Raw genomic sequence first — 18,255 nt, 5'->3', positions numbered from 1 at the left:
CCATCCCCTTAAGCGTCTTCAGTGTTCTGCCAGAGCAACGGGTTCCCGTTGGCCCGCGCGTATCCCGCTTCGCCCATCAATACGTCGAGGGCGAGGCTCGCGAGGTCATCGGCAACTGGCTCGACGAACGGGTCTTTGTCCTGATAGAAGATCTTGCGATAGCCGTGGCAGTCGTCGCACGACTCTGCCCGGATGGGTGACGACGCAACGCGCTTGGCCGCTTCGTCGAGCTTCGGACGGCCATCGGCGGCCTTGGCGACGTCTGCCTCGGCATTGACTGCCGCCAAAGCTTGTGCGTTCGATGCCGCTGCGTCCCCCGACTTGTCGACGACGTGGTACGCGACATGTTCGCTCGCTTCGCAATGGGTGCACTTCACGCGAACCATATGCCATTCGGTCGAGCACAGTCCGCAGGCGAGATAGCGGTAGCCTTCGTGCGCGCCACCGATACGAACGACGCTCGCCACCGGCAGCGTGCCGCACACCGGGCAGACGTTGGGCACGTCGAGCATCGGCACTTCGCTTGCATCGAACGTGCTTGCCACGCCCGTCCAGAGCACTTGCAGCGCGGCCATCAGAAACGGTGCGCTCGCGGCATCGACGCCTTTGCCGTGCCCGGCGAGCAGCGATAGCGCCCCAGCTTCGAGCGTGGCCGGATCGGTTGCACGAATCCGATCGAGTACCCCGCGAACCGGAGCCGGCAAGTCCGGCTGCGCCGCCACAGCGTCGAGCAGCGGTGTGAGCAGCGGCTGCCAGCGCCCCGCGTCGTATCCGCCGGTGGCGGGCACGAGCGGCATGCAGTGCCGCTGTGCCTGCTCGATGGATTCGACGGACGGGCGTTCTGGCTGGAAGTTGTCGAGCACGCGTTGCTGCGCGTCGACAAGTACGGCCATCAGCCGCAGGTAGTCGCCCAGCGGATGGCCGTCGGCAAGTTGACGCAAGCGCGCCGCCCGTGCCGAGAAAACCTCGGCACGCTGCGGCATGCGCAAACGGGGAATGGAAGTGCGATCGAGCGACTCGATCTGTCCGGGTTCAAGAATGCGTTGCAAGGTGGCCGGCCTCGTAAGAGCGTCCGGCCACCTGGGCCGGACTCATTTGTTGAGTTGCTTGTACCAGGCGCGATGGTGTTTCCACGCCCAGCCGCGGGTGACGGTTCCGCGCGTCATGGCGCGCACGGAACCCTTGATCCAGATCGCCGCGTAGATGTGCGTAATGATGCCGCAAATCAACACGAATGCACACACCGCATGCACATCGGATGCCAGACGAACAACCCAGATCGGGAAGTAGAACGCGAAATATGCGCGCCAGATCACGATACCCGAGAGCAGCAGTCCGATCATGCACAACACCATCACATAGAAAAGCAGCTTCTGTCCGGCGTTGTAGCGCCCGACCTCCGGCAGATTCTCTTCGCGATTGTCGAGCACGTCACCGATCTTCTTCATCCACTCCGTGTCGCGCGACTCGAACTTGTTGTAGCGGGCAAGCCGCAGCGCGAGCCACACGAAGGCGACGAACATCACCAGCCCGACGAACGGATGCAGAATCCGCGTCCACGGCCCGCCGCCGAACAGATGGGTGAGCCAGAACATCGACGGATGGAACAGCGCCAGCCCGGAAAGCGCGAGCAGAATGAACGTGCCCGCGACAATCCAGTGGTTGATGCGCTCCGCGGCGTTGTAACGCTCGATCAGATCGTCCTTGCGATCGCTTGGTTCGTGCGACATGGTCAGACCTCCTCGTGCGTGACGGCGCCCTTCTGGCCATCGGGACCATCGCCCTTGCGGGATGCATCGTACCGGCGGGCTTGCGCCTCATCCTCTTCGGTCGTCTCGTTCGGACCGGTCTTGATGTAGTGGAAGAAGCCGGCAATCGCAGTGAACGCCATGGCGGCTACGCCCAGCGGCTTGGCGATGCCCTTCCAGAACGTCACCATCGGGCTGATGCGCGGGTTATCCGGCAGGCCGTGATACAGCGACGGCTTGTCGGCATGATGCAGCACGTACATCACGTGCGTGCCACCCACCCCCGCCGGATCGTAGAGCCCCGCGTTATCGAAGCCCCGCGACTTCAGGTCTTCGATGCGCTCGGCCGCCTGATCTTTCATGGCGTCCTTGGTGCCGAACATGATCGCGCCGGTCGGACACGTCTTCACGCACGCCGGCTCCAGCCCGACCGACACGCGATCGGAACACAACGTGCACTTGTAGGCCTTGTGGTCCTTCTGCGAGATACGCGGGATGTTGAACGGGCACCCGGTAATGCAGTACCCGCAGCCGATGCAGTTCTCTTCGTGAAAATCGACAATGCCGTTGGCGTATTGCACGATCGCCCCCGGCGACGGGCAGGCCTTCAGGCAGCCCGGGTCCTCGCAATGCATGCAGCCATCCTTGCGGATGAGCCACTCGAGGTCGCCCTTCGGGTTTTCGTACTCGGTGAAGCGCATGAGCGTCCACGAGTCCGCCGACAGGTCGCGCGGATTGTCGTACACGCCCACGTTCTCGCCGACTTCGTCGCGCAGATCGTTCCATTCCATGCACGCCGTCTGGCAAGCCTTACAGCCAATGCACTTCGAGACGTCGATGAGTTTGGCGACGTCGCCCGTGTGCGCCTCGCGCACAGAGGGCGACGGCAAGGTCGTTGCCGAGCGCCGTTTGATATCAAGTGATTGCAGTGCCATGGCGCCTCCCTATGCCTTCTCGACCTTCACCAGGAACGACTTGAACTCGGGGGTCTGCGAATTGCCGTCGCCGACGATCGGCGTAAGCGTGTTCGCGAGGAACCCGGGTTTGGCCACCCCCTTGAAGCCCCAGTGAATCGGAATGCCGACGTGGTGAATCGTCTTGCCGTCCACCTTGAGCGCACGAATGCGCTTGGTGACGACCGCGCGGGCCTTGATGAAGCCCCGGTTGGACGACACCTTGACCGTGTCGCCCGCCACAATGCCGATCTCCTTCGCCAGCGCTTCGCCGATCTCGACGAACTGCTCCGGCTGGATGATCGAATTGAGCAACGCGTGCTTGGTCCAGTAGTGGAAATGCTCGGTCAGACGATAGGTCGTCGCCACATACGGGAATTTATCCACGGTACCCATCGTCGCCAGATCGTCCGGGAACACGCGTGCGCCCGGATTGCTGGTGGCCTTGGGTTGCTTCGGATGCAGCGGGTTGTAGCCCAGCGGCGTCTCGAACGGCTCGTAGTGCTCGGGGAACGGCCCTTCGGCCATACCCGCCTTCGCGAAAAAGCGCGCCACGCCCTCGGGGTTCATGATGAACGGGCTCATGCCGCCCGCCGGGTCCTCGTCGACCTTGAAGTCGGGCACGTCCGCCCCCGTCCAGGCCTTGCCGTTCCACCACACCAGCTTGTGCTTCGGATTGAACGGTTTGCCCGCGAGGTCGGCCGAGGCACGGTTGTACAGAATGCGACGGTTCGCCGGCCACGCCCACGCCCAGTTCAACGTCTGACCGATACCGGTCGGATCGCTGTTGTCGCGGCGCGCCATCTGGTTACCCGCCTGTGTCCAGGCACCGGCAAAGATCCAGCAACCCGACGAGGTACTGCCGTCGTCCTTGAGTTCCGCGAAGCCGGCCAATTGCTCGCCGGCCTTGCGTGTGACCTTGGTCGGGTCCTTCGGATCGACGATGTCCTTGAGCGCACGGCCGTTGTATTCCTTGGCGATTTCCTCGGGCGACGGGCTCTCCGCCTGGGCGTACGGCCACGACAGATTGACGATCGGGTCGGGGAATTTACCGCCCTGCGTCTTGTACATCTCGCGCAGGCGCAAGAACAGCCCCGTCATGATCTCGATGTCGGTGCGTGCTTCGCCCGGCGGCTCGGCGCCCTTCCAGTGCCATTGCAGCCAGCGGCCCGAGTTGACCAGCGCGCCGTCTTCTTCGGCAAAGCAGGTCGTCGGCAGGCGGAACACCTCCGTCTGGATCTTGCTGGAGTCGACGTCGTTGTGCTCGCCAAAGTTCTTCCAGAACTCCGACGTCTCGGTGGCCAGCGGGTCCATGACGACCAGGAACTTGAGCTTGGCGAGCGCCTGATCCCACTTGAACTTGCCCGGCGCGGCCGCGAGCGGGTTGAAGCCCTGCGCGATGTAGCCGGTCATCTTCCCCTGGTTCATCAACTCGAGCACCTGCAGCAGGTCGTACGGCTTGTCGAGCTTGGGCAGATAGTCGTACGCCCAGTTGTTCTCGGCCGTGGCCGCGTCGCCCCACCACGCCTTCATCAGGCTCACGTAGAACTTCGGATAGTTCTGCCAGTAGCTGAGCTGGTTCGGACGCAACGGCTTTTGCGTACGCGCCGTCAAATATTGGTCGACACTCTGCTCGGCCTGCTTCGGCAACGACATGTAGCCCGGCAGCAAGTCGGTCATCAATCCGAGGTCGGTCAGACCCTGGATGTTCGAGTGCCCGCGCAGCGCGTTCATGCCGCCGCCCGCCACACCGATGTTGCCCAGCAGCAGTTGCACCATCGCGCCGGTTCGAATCATCTGCGAACCGATGGAATGCTGCGTCCAGCCCAGCGCATACATGATGGTCATGGTGCGCGTCGGCGTCGAACACTCGGCGATCTGCTTGAAGATGTACTCGACCTTGTCGGCCGGCGTGCCGCACACACGCTCCACCATCTCGATGGTGTAGCGCGAGTAGTGCTGCTTCATCAACTGGAACACCGTGCGTGGGTGTTGCAGCGTCGGGTCGGTAAGCACGTAGCCGTCGGCGCCCTTCTGGTAATCCCAGGAGCTGCGGTCATAAGTACGCTTCTCGGCGTTATAACCCGAGTAAATGCCGTCTTCGAACGCGAACTCGTCTTTCACCAGGAAGGTGAAATCGGTGTAGTTCTTGACGTATTCGTGCTGAATCTTGTCGTTCGTGAGCAGGTAGTTGATCAACCCGCCGAGGAAGACGATATCCGTGCCGGTACGAATCGGGGCGTAGTAATCCGCGACCGATGCCGAACGGTTGAAGCGCGGGTCGACGACGATCAGGCGCGCCTTGTTGTGCGCCTTCGCCTCGGTCACCCATTTGAAACCGCACGGGTGTGCCTCGGCTGCGTTGCCGCCCATGATGAGTACCAGATCCGCGTTCTTGATGTCGACCCAATGGTTCGTCATCGCTCCACGGCCAAACGTCGGGGCAAGACCTGCCACCGTCGGGCCATGTCAGACACGCGCCTGATTATCGAATCCCAGCATCCCGGTACTGCGGATGACTTTGTGCGTGAGGTAACCGACTTCGTTGCTCGATGCCGATGCGGCGAGCATGCCCGTCGTCAACCAGCGGTTGACCGTCATGCCGTCGTCCGTCTTTTCAACGAAGTTGGCGTCGCGGTCGGCCTTCATCAGTTTGGCGATGCGGTCGAGCGCATCGTCCCAGGAAATGCGTTCCCACTTGTCCGAACCCGGCTTGCGGTATTCCGGATACATGAGGCGATTCGGGCTGTGAATGAAGTCGATCAGGCTGGCGCCCTTCGGGCACAGCGTACCGCGATTGACCGGGTGATCTGGATCGCCTTCGATGTGGAAAACGCTCTTCTTCGCGTTCTTCGCACCGTCGCCGTAGCTGTACATGAGAATGCCGCAAGCGACAGAACAGTACGGGCAGGTATTCCGGGTTTCGGTCGCTCGCGCCAGCTTGAACTGACGGACTTCCGCCAGTGCCGCGTCGGGCGCGAACCCGAGCATTGCCAGGCTGGACCCGGCAAGCGTTGCGCCACTCACTTTGAGAAACTGGCGCCTCGACATGTTTAGCATGGGGATTTCTCCTCAAATCTTTTGAATCTATGCGGGAGTTTGTCGAGTATAGAGCAAAGACAGCATGTTTTCCGTGACTTAGCACAAATCGTGCCGCATCATGCGTTGAGCCTGACTACGAGGGAACTTCCTTGCCAATTTGGTATTCTGTGCGTCACTTTGGTCACGCCCCCCGGTAATGGATACGTTGCCCCCAGAAGACGACGTGACGAACCTGATCGCATGTCCGAACTGCGACACGCTGCACCGTCGCCTGGACCTGCCGCCGCAGGAGACTGCTCGCTGCGCGCGGTGCCATTCGGTTCTCTACCGCGCGCCGGATTTGCGCCTGTCGCGCGTGCTCGCGCTCACCCTGACTTGCCTGATCGTGTTCGCCATCGCGAACGCCTTCCCCATTGTCGAGATCGAGGTGCAAGGCATCTATATGGAGACCACTCTCGTGGGCGCCGCCTGGGCGCTGTATCGCGAAGGCATGTGGCTCGTCGCCCTGCTGGTCTTCGCCACGACCGTGCTGTTTCCCTTGTTACAACTGCTCGCACTGGTGCATCTGTTTACCCCGCTCTCGCTGGGCCGGCAGCCATATGGCGTCTTCCATGTGATGCGTGCCATCGAATTCTGCCGCCCGTGGGGCATGATCGAAGTCTTCATGCTGGGGGTACTGGTTTCACTGGTCAAACTCTCGGCCATGGCGAGCGTGCTGCCTGGCGTGGCGCTGTGGGCGTTCGGGGCGCTCACCGTGCTGCTGGCACTGGTGCTGTCGTACGACCTGCGCAATCTCTGGATCGTGATCGACCACACGCCGGCCCCGGACGCGGCCGGCACCGCACAATCGCGGGCGGTGCAACGATGAAATTCCGTTCCGCCAAAGACGCCGGACTCGTGGCATGCGACGCGTGCGGGCAGCTCTCGCGCGCCGTCAAAACGACCGGGAAGGCGCGCTGCCCGCGTTGCGGCGCCGTCCTGCACCAGCGCAAAGTCGACAGTCTTGCCCGCACCTGGGCCTTGCTGATCGCCGCCGCGATCCTGTACATACCCGCCAACGTACTGCCCATGATGCAGACGCGCTCGCTGCTGGGAAACTCCAGTGACACCATCATGAGCGGGGTGATCTACTTCTGGAGCAGCGGCGAATACGATCTGGCCATCGTCGTCTTCACCGCGAGCATTCTCGTCCCCATGCTCAAGCTCATTGCGCTCTCGCTGCTGTGCTTCACCGCGCAGCGGGGCGCCGGCTGGAATCCGCATCAACGCACCAAGCTGTACCACATGATCGAGTTCATCGGCCGCTGGTCGATGCTCGATGTCTTCGTCGTCGCACTGATGGTGGCACTCGTGAATATTCAATCGCTGGCTGTCATTCAGGCCGGGCCGGGCATCCTGGCCTTCGGCTCGGTGGTCGTGCTCACGATGCTGGCCTCCATGCAGTTCGACCCTCGCCTGATCTGGGATCAGATCCGAGACGACGATTCCGAACAGGACGATCATGACTGAACCGAAAGACTCGCAAGACCCGAAGGCGGTGCCGCCGTCCGGGGCCAACGACCTGCCCATGCCGGTCATCGAACCACGCAAACGCTGGGCGCCGTCGCTCGTCTGGCTGATTCCGCTGGTGGCCGCCCTGATTGGCCTGTCGCTCGTTGCCAAGGTACTCATCGAGCGCGGACCGAGTGTCGTTATCAACTTCAAATCGGCCGAAGGCATCGAAGCCGGGAAGACGAAGGTCAAATACAAAGACGTCGACATCGGCACGGTCAAGAACATCGAACTGTCGGACGATCTGTCTCACGTGCGCGTCACCGTCGACCTCACCAAGAACGCCAAGAAATTCGCCGTCAAGGATTCACGCTGGTGGATCGTGCGCCCGCGTGTGGCGGGGGGCAGCGTCTCCGGTCTCTCGACACTGCTCTCGGGCGCCTACATTGGCGCCGACGCGGGCAAATCGGCGGACACCTCGAATCACTTCACCGGTCTCGAAGTGCCGCCGGTCGTCTCCACCGGCCAGCCTGGCAAGCCGTTCATCCTGCATGCCGCAGACATCGGCTCGCTCGACATCGGCTCGCCCGTCTATTACCGCCGGATTCAGGTCGGACAGATCGAAGCCTACTCGCTCGATCAGGACGGCAAGGGCGTGACACTGCGCGCCTTCGTACAAGCCCCCTACGATCAGTACGTCGGCTCCAACACTCGCTTCTGGCACGCAAGCGGCATCGACCTTCGGCTCGACTCGAGCGGTTTCCAGGTCAACACGCAGTCGCTGACGTCCGTGGTTATTGGCGGCATTGCCTTCCAGGCACCGGCCGACTCGGGTGCCGGGGTGATGGCCAAGCCGGGTCAGGAATTCCGTTTGGCGCCGGATGAAACCACGGCGATGAAGGCGCCGGACACACATCCGGTCACGGTCGTGTTCCGTTTCCAGCAGTCGTTGCGCGGTCTGTCCGTCGGTGCGCCGGTGGACTTCCGGGGCATTGCATTGGGTGAAGTGACGTCGATCGGCGTGGAATTCGACCGGGTGAGCAAGCGGATCAGTATGCCGGTGACGGTGCAGGTCTATCCCGACCGTCTGCGCCGCCGCGACCCGAAAAACAACGAAGAGCCTACTGAAGCCGTCCGCCATCAGATTCTGGATGCGCTCGTGGCGCGTGGCCTGCGTGGCCAGTTGCGCACCGGCAATCTGCTGACCGGTCAGTTGTATGTGGCGCTCGACTTCTTCCCGAACGCGAAACCCGCGAAAGCCGAACATGTCGACGACGTGGTGATCATGCCGACCGTGCCCAACACGCTCGACCAGTTGCAGCTGCAGATCGCCGATATTGCGAGCAAGCTCGACAAGATTCCGTTCGACAGCATCGGGCAGAGCCTCGACTCGTCGCTGCGCAAGCTCGACAAGACACTCGACAGTGCGCAGGGCCTGTTCCGCCAGCTCGACGGCGAGATCGCGCCCGAGGCAAAGGCTACGCTCGGCGAGGCGAAGAAGAGCTTCGGCGCTGCCGAGCGCACGCTCTCCGAAGACGCCCCGGTGCAACAAGACGTTCGTCAGGCCATGCAGGAACTCACCAAGACCCTGCGTTCGCTCAACACGCTCGCCGACTATCTGCAGCAGCACCCCGAGGCGTTGCTGCGCGGCAAACCGAAGGATCCGCAACCATGACGAGGCCCATTGAGATGAACCGCAGCCCGCGCCGCCGTGCGACGCCGATGGCCGGTGCCGCACTAGCCGCCCTCACGTTGATGCTCGCCAGTTGTGCATCACCGCCGTCGAGCTTCTACACGCTGACCGATGCCACCGGCCCCGCCGCCGCGGCCAGCGCCAACGCGCCGGCAACGCCTTACGCCATCGAAATCTCTCCGGTAGCCGTGCCCGACCAGGTTGACCGGCCGCAAATCGTCGTTACCCGCGGTGGTGGCCGCGTCGATATTCTCGAGGAATCTCGCTGGGCCGCGCCGCTCAAGAACGAGTTGACGTCGACGATCTCGCGCGGCCTCACGCAGCGTCTCGGTGCCATGGACGTATATGGGTTGCCCCGTGCCGATGCGCTCGCCGTGTATCGGGTGTCGACGTCGGTCCAGCGCTTTGAGTCCACGCCGGGTGAACAGGCTGCGCTCACCGCGGTCTGGAGCGTTCGCCGGGTGCCGGGCGACATGATGCTGACCTGCCGCTTTGCGGGCACGGAGCCTGCCTCGGGTGGGGTTGCCGAAGTGGTTGCCGCACAACGCCGGCTGGTCGACCGTCTGGTGGAAGGCATCGGCAACGCCATTGCCACCAGCGCGCAGGGCGCAACGCCTCGCTGCCAGGGCTGAGCGCGCTCACCCGCTTTCTCAAAAAACGGCCGGTCCTGCCCCTGAGCAAGACCGGCCCGACCAAGCCGGGACGTATGTCGCGCGCAACCTGACGATGGCCCGGCAAGGTTGGCGCCATGCCGACCAACGATGCCAAACAGCGCCCCCAGATCCAGTTGTTCGAGGCCGCAGGACACCACGGTCACGATGTAGGAATCGGCGCCGGGTCGACCTTCCGTGTTTCTCGCTTTTTCTTGGCGCCCGAATCAAACGGATTGGCTAACGGGCGACGTTTGTGTGCCCCAAGTTTCCAACGGAAGTTTCCACAGCGGCGGCATCTGCGAGAACGGCGGCACGGTATGCACGAGTTTGGCCAGCGCGAGGCGGCTGTCTGTGCCGATCTTGCTGAAGATGGCTTTCAGGTGCGCCTTGACCGTATCCGGGCTGATGTTCATGGCGGCGGCAATGGCTTCGTTCGAGTTGCCTTGCGCCACCCACACCGCCACTTCCACCTGTCGCTGTGTCAACTCGGGAAACGCATAGCCCAGCCGATCCGCCGGCGGGAGCTTGTCAATCGTGCGCTGCTGGGCCTGGCGATATGTCCGCAGCACGTGCGGGCGAAAGGCCTGGAGCCGATCGCGTTCGGCATCGCTATAGGCGGGCCGGCCGACGAAGCGGTGCGCGCTGAGCTCCAAAAAGTACTCCTCCTGCAGCATCACCAAGCCCATGATGCGGCGCGCGTTGGACGGCAAAAACACTTCCTGCGCCATCGGAAGCGTCATGAATTCGTCATCCGTAAAGACATCCGACTCACGCACCGCGCGCTCGCCAAAGAACGCCGGGTCTTTCTGCCAGAACGGGTGACTGGGCGCGTGCCGTGCGTAAGCCTGGAACGCCGCCTGGCGCCGGGCCGGATCGTCTTCCACCGACACCAGCGCACGCAGTTCGCCGGTGCGATGGTGAACCTCTGTCAAGGTGACCACGTCAGCGTTGGTCAGCCGCACCACCCCCTCAAACAGGATGGCAGGCAGCGTCAGCAAGTCAGCCTCAGCTTCGTAAAGGCGGACGATTTCCTGCAACAAGGTCGGGTCGGTGTGCATGACTACTCTTCCGGGTAATGGAATATCGCTGCGACAAATTTTACATTTGCTTGTTTTCGAGTGCTGAACGTCATATGGCCGCCCTGTGCGGACGCCGCGATCAGCATGCCAAGCATCGCGGCTACGGCTATGTAGACTCGATCCACAAAAAATCATGAGGGTTGACGGGATGAATCGCACTTACCGGGTGGTCTGGAATGCGACGGCGAGGGTGTGGCAGGCCGTATCGGAATTGGCGGTGTCACATGCAAAGGGTACCTGCACGGGAGGGCCCCGCCAGCGCGGCCGGCACGTTGCGGTAAGTGCTGCGATGGCCCTGTCGCTAGGATTGACGGCGCCGCTTGCGCGTGCGGCCGAAGTGCTCCTCGTCGGCACAGAGGGCGTGGGCGGTGGCGATGGCGGCGCGGGGCGCGTGCGCGGCGGCAACGGGGGCGCCGACTTTTTCTTGCCCGGTAGCGGCGGCGCCAGCGGGGTTCCGGACCCAACACAGGTAATTGCCAGCCCGGCCAATGGCAGCAGCGGACTCCTGGCGACTTACGATTACGTGGGGATCGGGGGTGCCGGGGGCGGCGGGGACGGCGGCAATCTCGGTGGCATCAACGGTGGCGCCGGAGGGGCGGGAACTCTCGACCTGAACGGGACGACGCTGAACGTTGTCAACACGCTGCTGGTCGGGGGAGCCGGCGGTGGCGGCGGTTCGGGCGGAGCCGGCAGCACGCGGGGCGGCAACGGTGGCGATGGCGGCAGCGGAACGCTCACACTCACCGGCGGGGCGGTCGTCACGGTGGGTAGTCAGCTCTTCATTGGCGGCCTGGGTGGCACGGGCGGCAACTGCGGGTGCTCTGGCAACGGCGGTGCTGGCGGTGCCGGTGTGCTCAATCTGGGCAATGGCAGCTCGCTGAACCTGAGCGGCGCCACCTTCACCATCGGAAGTAACGGCGCGCTCAACATCGGCAACGCCACGGCCAACGGCACGAGCGCGGGCACGGTCACCGGGCTGGCGGGCAGTATCAGTAATCTCGGCGCCATCAATTTCAATCAGTCCGACACCTCGTACACGTTTTCCACTGCCATCGCCGGCACAGGCAAGGTGGTACAGAACGGCAGCGGCACGACCTTTCTGACCGGTGCAAATTCGTACTCAGGCGGCACGGCCGTCAACGCCGGCCTGATCAATTTCAGCAACGGCGGCAATCTCGGCACGGGCAGCGTCACATTGAACGGCGGCGGCCTGCAATGGGCCGTGGGAAATACCACGGATATTTCCAGCCGCCTCAGTGCGCTGGGCATGAACGGCGGCACGCTCGACACCAATGGCAACAACATCGCACTGGCCAGCGGCATTGGCGGGGTGGGCGGCCTGACAAAAGCGGGGGCCGGTACGCTCACGTTGACGGGCACCAGCACCTACACCGGCGACACGACCATCAGCAATGGCACGCTGGCGCTCGGCGCGGGCGGCAGCCTGGCCTCGACCGGCAGGATCAACCTTGCGAACGCGGGCACACAGTTCGATATCAGCGCGGCCGGCGCGCAAACCATCGGCGCGCTAGCCGGTGCGGCAGGCTCGAATGTGAACCTCGGCAGCCATACGCTCACCGTCAATAACACTGGCAACGCCACATTCAGCGGCGCGATCAACGGCACGGGTGGCGTGACGCTAGCGGGAACCGGCACCCAGACGCTGGCCGGCGCAAGTGGCTATACCGGCAGCACCACGATCAGCGGCGGCACGCTGGCGTTGAGCGGTTCGGGCAGCATTGCCAATTCCGGCGGCCTAATCAACAACGGCACGTTCGATATTTCCGGCACCGAGGGAGGCACGACAGTGACGACGTTGTCCGGCACCGGCACCGTCAGGCTAGGGGGCCAAACGTTAACGCTCACCAACGCCAGCGGCACGTTCAGCGGTAGCATGGCCGGCACGGGCGGGCTCACGCTCAACGGCGGGACACAAACACTGTCGGGGGCGAACGTCTACACTGGCGCCACGACGGTCAATGCGGGCACCCTGGTCTTGTCCGGCGTGGGCAGCCTCTCCCAGGCAGCGACGGTGGCATTGGCCGGGTCGAACGCGGTACTGGCGTTGTCGGCCGGCGGCAACCAGTCGCTGGCGCACCTCTCCGGTGTATCGGGCAGTCAACTGGCGCTCGGGGCCAACACGCTTACGCTGACGGACAACACGTCGCAGACTTTCGGCGGCAGCCTGACCGGCAGCGGCGGCCTGGTGAAACAGGGCACTGGCACACTCACGCTCAACGGCATCAGCAGCGCGTTCACCGGCACCACGACGGTATCGGGCGGAACCGTCGCCGTGGGCGATGCGGCCAGCGCCGGCGCAGTGCTGGGCGGCAACGTGCAGGTGAGCACGCGAGGAACGCTGCGCGGCCATGGCACGGTGTTGGGCAACGTGAACAACAGCGGGACGGTGGCGCCCGGCGGCTCCATCGGCACGCTGACCGTGAACGGCAATTACGTGCAGGCGGCCACCGGCACGCTGTCGATCGAGGTCAGCCCGACACAAGGTTCGCAACTGCATGTGGGTGGCTCGGCGACGCTCGGTGGTACGCTGGCCATCGTGTACGATCCGGGCACGTATACGGCACGCCAGTACACGCTGCTCACCGCCACCAATGGCGTGACGGGCCGTTTTAGCGCCGTCACCAACACCACCACGGCGGGCGCCAATCTGGGTACGCTGCAGTCGTCCGTCAACTACGGCGCCAATGCGGTGGACCTGACGCTGGCGGCGGCAGCCGGCTCGGCGGCTGATCCGTTGGTGGTGGCGCCGACCAACACGTCGATCTACACCGCCGTCGGCACGACAGCTCTCCTGCAGGCCCAGGGGGCCAACGCGGCACTGCTGGGACGATTGGGCAACCTGCAATCGGACCTGGCCACATCGACCGACGCGTGGATCACCGCCACAGGCACCAGCACGAAGGTAGGAGGCACGGGCAGCGCACCGGGCTTCCTGACGCACGAATACGGCTTCCTGGCTGGTGCGGACCGTCAGCTTGGCACCGCCATGGTGGGTGCGGCCAGCGGCTACACTCACACCACGCTCGGCGAAGATGGCACGGGCGCGTCGGGCGCCATCGACACGCTGCGCCTGGCACTCTACGGTAGCCAGCCGATGGGCGCGGTCAACGTATCGGGCACGCTGGGCTACGGGCTCAACTTCCTCTCGCAGAAGCGCTCGTTCGTTGGCATCGGTACCGCAGAGGGTGACCACATCGGCCAGGAATTTACGGCTGCCACGCAGGCCAGCCTGCCGATGCAGGTGGCCGGCTTCACGCTTGCGCCGCATATCGGGCTGCGCTACGCCTACGTACACGGCAATCGCTTCACAGAAGACGGAGCCAGCGGCCAGAATCTGCAAGTGGGTGCGGACAACGTCCGCAGCTTGCAGCCGTACGTGGGTATAACCCTTGACAAAGCGTTTGGCGATACGGCGCGCCCCGTCAATATGCAATTGCGCCTCGGGTATGCGCGCGAAGTGCTGGGCGGAGGTCGCGTCGTGCAGGTGCAGAGCCAGGATGGCACCGTGTTTATTGCGCCGGGCACCGATCTGCCACGTTCATTCCTGACCACGGGAGCCAGCGTGAGTCTGCAGGCCTCGAAGGCGACCGCGGTGTCGCTGGGTGTAGACGCGCTGATCAACACGAGCCATGCGTCGGCAATATCTGCCTACGTACGGGTGAACCATCGGTTTTGACGCTCTGCTATTGTTCGCTGCCATTGAACGTGCGTGGTCAGTTGCAGCGACGAACTGTCGAGCGAGTCCTCACCGCTGCGGCAGGCAGCGGGGAGGACGAGGAGCGAAGGGAATCGGGAGAGACGGATCGGGGCCCCTTTCTGCAGCGAGTTGGGTTTATGTCTGAGAGGCGGAAAGGGGCTCCGGTCCGTCGTTGGGGCGTGACGACGCGTCGTGAACCGCGCATAACGTCGGCGCATACGCCGTCTAGCAGAAATGCGAAAGGTCAGGAAAATCCCGATACGCCCGGCCAGCATTACGGATTGCGCAATCGATTACGAAATGTTTAATATGTTCGAGGCCTTGCGGCGTCAGTCATCCAAAAGAGAGGGCGGCCGACGAGGCGTCATCACTTGAACATTGGAGACAAAGACATGCCCAGCCTCACCGGCCACTTGCGCCGCACGATAGCCGTCGCCGCATCCGTCGCCCTCACGGCGCTTGGCTACGCCGTCACCACCGCCCATGCCGCGCCGACCGGCGGCACTTCGGATGGTGTAGTGAAGATCGGTGTACTGACTGACCTGTCCGGCGTGTCGAGCGACAACGCGGGCAAAGGCAGTGTGCTTGCTGCCACCATGGCAATCGACGACTTCTCGCGGGATCACAAGGTGCTTGGTGCGCCGATCGAGTTGGTCTCTGCGGATTCGCAGGGCAAGACTGACACTGGCGCCACCATTGCGCGCGAGTGGTACGACCGGGGCAAGGTCGACATGATTACCGACCTGACGTTCTCGAACGTCGCCCTTGCGGTTGATCGCATCGCTGACGAGAAGAAGAAGATCGCGCTTGTGACCGGTGCGGGTTCGTCCGCCATCAGCAACGAGCAATGCACGGCGCACAGTGTGCAATGGATGTACGACACCTATGCGCTCGCGAATTCGACCTCGCAGGCGCTGCTGCGTCGCGGCCTCAAGTCGTGGTACTTCATCACTGCCGACTATGCTTTCGGTCAGGCGTTGGAGAAAGACGCCAGCGAGATTCTCACGCGTCAGGGCGGCAAGGTTGTGGGCTCGGTGAAACACCCGGTGAACTCGCCCGATCTGTCGTCGTATCTGCTGCGAGCGCAAACATCCGGCGCACAGGTCATTGCGTTGGCGAACTCGGGCACCGACACGCTCAACACTGTCAAACAGGCCTCGCAGTTCAACATCATTCAGGGTGGCAAACAGGTCTTCACGCCGTTGCTGTCGTTGATTACGGAAGTCCATGGCATGGGTCTGAAGAATGCGCAGGGCATGATTCTCACCAACGGCTTCTATTGGGATCAGGACGACCGCTCGCGGGCGTTCGCCCAGCGCTTTTACGCGCAGCACAAGAAGATGCCCACGATGATGCAGGCGGCCGTCTATTCGGCGGTGCTGAACTATCTGAAGGCGGTGCAGGCGGCGGGCACAGACGAGGCTGATGCCGTCATGGCCAAGCTCAAGTCGATGAAGATTGACGACCCGGTGATCCGCAACGGCCAGATTCGCGCAGACGGCAAACTGGTGCACGACATGCTGTTGGTGCAGGTCAAAACGCCGGCCGAATCGAAGTCGGAATGGGATCTGTACAAGATTCTGGAGACAATTCCGGCCGACAAGGCGTTTGCCCCGTTGGCCGAGTCGAAGTGTGCGCTGGTGAAGAAGTAAGCCGCGCGCTTAGCGTTTGAGATCGGTGGCAGACGCGGGTTGCGTCTCGCCACCGCCAGCGACTGCGGCCGGATCTGCCACGCGGCGGAACACTAGCGCCGAAGCAAGCGTAATCAGGCCAACGCACACGAACGTCAGGCGAAAGCCCGTCACCGTGCCGCCCATGCCCACCTCGCCCGCCTGCCCGGCCAGATGACCGAACAGCGCCAGCAACTGACCGCCAATGGTCACCCCCAACCCCAGCGCCAGCATCTGCGCCATCGAGAACAAACCGTTACCTGCACTGGCACGACGTGTGCCGAGATCCTTGAGCGTAACGCTGTTCATCGCGGCGAACTGCATCGAGTTCGCGCCGCCGAATACCGCCAACTGCAACAATCCAATCCACATCGGCCAGCCCGGGCCGAACAGCGCAAAACTGGCGATCGAGCCCCCGACGACAGCCGTATTGACCATCAGAAAGCGCGTGTAGCCGTGGCGCAACACCAGCGGCGTCACCATGCGCTTGACCACCACCCCGGCAAGCGCGATCGGCAGCAGCATCAGCCCCGAGGCGAGCGGGCTGTAGCCCATGGCCACCTGAAGCAGTAGCGGCAACAGGAACGGCACCGCGCTGCTGCCGATACGGGCGACGAGATTGCCCAGCAGGCCCAGACTGAAACTGCGCGTCTCGAAGAGTTCAAGCGGGAATAGCGGAGCGGTACGACGCCGGGCATACGGCCAGTACCCCAGCGTGGTGACGATGCAAAGCAGTGCCAGCCCCAACGACACCCCCCACCCCGTATCGGAGAACGGATGATCGAGCGCCAGTGTGAACGACACCATCGCGACCGAGAGCAAAACGAATCCGATCCAGTCGAAACCCGTGTCGATCACTTCATCTTGCGTGGGATGTGGCAGGTAACGCCGTACCGCCAGACTGCCAACGACGCCGATCGGCACGTTGATGAGAAATATCCAGTGCCATGAAGCGACTTGCACCAACCAGCCGCCCAGCACCGGACCGATCATCGGCCCCACCTGCCCCGCAATCGACACGAAGGCCAGCGCCGCCAGATATTCGCCGGCCGGAAAAGTGCGCAGCACGGCGAGACGCCCGATCGGCAACAGCATCGAGCCGCCCGCGCCCTGCAGCACGCGCGCGACCACCAACTGCGGCAGCGTATGCGCCATCGCACAGCAAATCGAGCCGAGGACGAACAGCACAATCGCAACGAAATAGACACGGCGCGTGCCGAACCGGTCCGCCAGCCAACCGGACGCGGGGGTCAGCAGGGCCATCGTCAGCGAGTAGGAGACCACCACCGGCTGCATGCGCAACGGGTTCTCACCAAGGCTCGCCGCCATCGCGGGCAGCGCCGTGTTGACGATGGTCGTGTCCAGCGCCTGCATGAAAAAGCCCGCCGCGACGATCCATAGCAGGGCGGTGAGAGTCTTGTCTTGCTTCATGCGCGCCTTGACGAGGCATGACGGCTGGGCATGCCGCGATGAAGAATCAAACGAAAGCCGAATTCTAGCGCGCCTGGCTTCGCCGACTGATGCGAATCTTGCATCAGCGGTCACGGCAAAGCGTCTCAGGCCGTCGTATTGACGCGCGTGCCGCTCGTCTTGGTCGGGTTCATCAGCGAGATGATCTGCGCCTGAATCGACATCGCCTGCGCGGACAACGCCGTCGTCTGCTGGAGTTTCTCTTCCGGCGGGAGCCGATTGTTGTTGCGCACGGCGTCGAGCTGCGCCATGACTTTCGCCAGCATCGCCTTGAGGTTCTTGATCGTCCCGGCGACGATGGGGTTGCCACTGCCGCCCGCGTCTGCACCGCTGCTCACCGCGTTGCCCGTCTGCGTGGCGCCCTCCTGAGCGCCACGCGCCGTATCGACCCTATTGGTATCGGTGCGGCGCTCGCTCGCCCCGATATTCGTGCTGGCGCCTCTGTTGCCGGTGGCGCTGGTGGCATTGGCCGCGCCCGCCGAGTTCGAGGCACTGGCGGGCACCCCCGACTTGGCTGCGCTATCGACTGCACTGTCTGCCGTTTTCGCCTTCTCGGCCTGTTGCTGTTCGATATGCGACTGCCACAGGTCCTGCAACCTGGATGTCGCACTTCCCTGGGCAGAAATGAGGATGGTCATGAGAACGGGTAGTTCGGCAAAAACCGAGAAAGTAAGGACTTATAAGCATTTACGGCAAGCCGATCGATTTCCTTAAGCCGTAGCCGCCGTCAGCCGGAGA

General features: G+C 63.3%; 13 protein-coding genes and 1 pseudogene. 7 read left to right on the top strand and 7 right to left on the bottom strand.

The window, feature by feature from the left end; all coding sequences use genetic code 11:
- Nucleotides 1-8: 8 nt before the first annotated feature.
- Genes fdhE through fdnG form a run of 4 tightly spaced genes read right to left on the bottom strand, consistent with a single transcriptional unit; the run spans nucleotide 9 to nucleotide 5,761 of the window.
- Nucleotides 9-1,040: a formate dehydrogenase accessory protein FdhE gene (gene fdhE / locus PCO31110_RS11180; protein ID WP_150690727.1), complete on the bottom strand. Its 1,032-nt coding sequence runs from the start codon at nucleotides 1,038-1,040 to the stop codon at nucleotides 9-11.
- A 51-nt stretch (nucleotides 1,041-1,091) separates the two neighbouring features.
- The gene (locus tag PCO31110_RS11175; protein ID WP_010806417.1) at nucleotides 1,092-1,730 is read right to left on the bottom strand and encodes a formate dehydrogenase subunit gamma; all 639 of its coding nucleotides are present in this window, start codon (nucleotides 1,728-1,730) and stop codon (nucleotides 1,092-1,094) included.
- 2 nt (nucleotides 1,731-1,732) lie between these two features.
- Nucleotides 1,733-2,683 (bottom strand): formate dehydrogenase subunit beta, encoded by a 951-nt coding sequence (gene fdxH, locus PCO31110_RS11170; protein ID WP_010806416.1) that lies wholly within the window; start codon nucleotides 2,681-2,683, stop codon nucleotides 1,733-1,735.
- A 9-nt stretch (nucleotides 2,684-2,692) separates the two neighbouring features.
- Nucleotides 2,693-5,761, bottom strand: a complete 3,069-nt coding sequence (fdnG, locus tag PCO31110_RS11165; RefSeq protein ID WP_144265792.1) for a formate dehydrogenase-N subunit alpha — start codon at nucleotides 5,759-5,761, stop codon at nucleotides 2,693-2,695.
- A gap of 205 nt (nucleotides 5,762-5,966) precedes the next feature.
- Here fdnG and PCO31110_RS11160 point away from each other — a divergent pair, with 205 nt between their 5' ends.
- From PCO31110_RS11160 to PCO31110_RS11145, 4 genes are read left to right on the top strand one after another with little or no spacing between them, the layout of a single operon-like run.
- Entirely contained in the window at nucleotides 5,967-6,611 is a 645-nt protein-coding gene (locus PCO31110_RS11160; RefSeq protein WP_010806413.1) for a paraquat-inducible protein A, read from the top strand.
- Nucleotides 6,608-7,252 (top strand): paraquat-inducible protein A, encoded by a 645-nt coding sequence (locus PCO31110_RS11155; protein ID WP_010806412.1) that lies wholly within the window; start codon nucleotides 6,608-6,610, stop codon nucleotides 7,250-7,252. Before PCO31110_RS11160 ends, PCO31110_RS11155 begins: the two co-directional genes overlap by 4 nt.
- Complete coding sequence (locus PCO31110_RS11150) at nucleotides 7,245-8,909, top strand: PqiB family protein (RefSeq protein ID WP_010806411.1); 1,665 nt, start codon at nucleotides 7,245-7,247, stop codon at nucleotides 8,907-8,909. The genes PCO31110_RS11155 and PCO31110_RS11150 overlap by 8 nt, the downstream gene beginning before the upstream one ends.
- Nucleotides 8,906-9,559 (top strand): PqiC family protein, encoded by a 654-nt coding sequence (locus tag PCO31110_RS11145; RefSeq protein ID WP_010806410.1) that lies wholly within the window; start codon nucleotides 8,906-8,908, stop codon nucleotides 9,557-9,559. Before PCO31110_RS11150 ends, PCO31110_RS11145 begins: the two co-directional genes overlap by 4 nt.
- 245 nt (nucleotides 9,560-9,804) lie before the next feature.
- Here the strand turns inward: PCO31110_RS11145 and PCO31110_RS11140 are convergent, their stop codons facing one another.
- The gene (locus PCO31110_RS11140) at nucleotides 9,805-10,638 is read right to left on the bottom strand and encodes a helix-turn-helix transcriptional regulator (RefSeq protein WP_150690460.1); all 834 of its coding nucleotides are present in this window, start codon (nucleotides 10,636-10,638) and stop codon (nucleotides 9,805-9,807) included.
- Between the two features lie 154 nt (nucleotides 10,639-10,792).
- On the opposite strand from PCO31110_RS11140, the pseudogene PCO31110_RS26340 reads away from it, so the two are divergent.
- From PCO31110_RS26340 to PCO31110_RS11130, 3 genes and pseudogenes are all read left to right on the top strand, one after another.
- Nucleotides 10,793-10,942, top strand: a pseudogene (locus PCO31110_RS26340) (ESPR domain-containing protein); the annotation flags it as partial.
- A 6-nt stretch (nucleotides 10,943-10,948) separates the two neighbouring features.
- Entirely contained in the window at nucleotides 10,949-14,356 is a 3,408-nt protein-coding gene (locus tag PCO31110_RS11135; protein WP_442417704.1) for an autotransporter outer membrane beta-barrel domain-containing protein, read from the top strand.
- A gap of 413 nt (nucleotides 14,357-14,769) precedes the next feature.
- Nucleotides 14,770-16,029 (top strand): ABC transporter substrate-binding protein, encoded by a 1,260-nt coding sequence (locus PCO31110_RS11130; RefSeq protein ID WP_150690458.1) that lies wholly within the window; start codon nucleotides 14,770-14,772, stop codon nucleotides 16,027-16,029.
- 9 nt (nucleotides 16,030-16,038) lie between these two features.
- Here PCO31110_RS11130 and mdtD read toward each other — a convergent pair whose 3' ends face one another.
- Together mdtD and PCO31110_RS11120 are read right to left on the bottom strand one after the other, a co-directional pair.
- Entirely contained in the window at nucleotides 16,039-17,478 is a 1,440-nt protein-coding gene (mdtD, locus tag PCO31110_RS11125) for a multidrug transporter subunit MdtD (protein ID WP_150690457.1), read from the bottom strand.
- 125 nt (nucleotides 17,479-17,603) lie between these two features.
- On the bottom strand, nucleotides 17,604-18,155 hold the full coding sequence (locus PCO31110_RS11120; protein WP_150690456.1) for a FlxA-like family protein: 552 nt from the start codon (nucleotides 18,153-18,155) through the stop codon (nucleotides 17,604-17,606).
- Nucleotides 18,156-18,255: the final 100 nt, after the last annotated feature.

The sequence above is a fragment of the Pandoraea communis genome, assembly GCF_902459745.1.
Lineage (GTDB): Bacteria > Pseudomonadota > Gammaproteobacteria > Burkholderiales > Burkholderiaceae > Pandoraea > Pandoraea communis.
The sequence above is the reverse complement of the archived record's forward strand: the minus strand, read 5'-3'. Positions and strand labels throughout refer to the sequence as shown.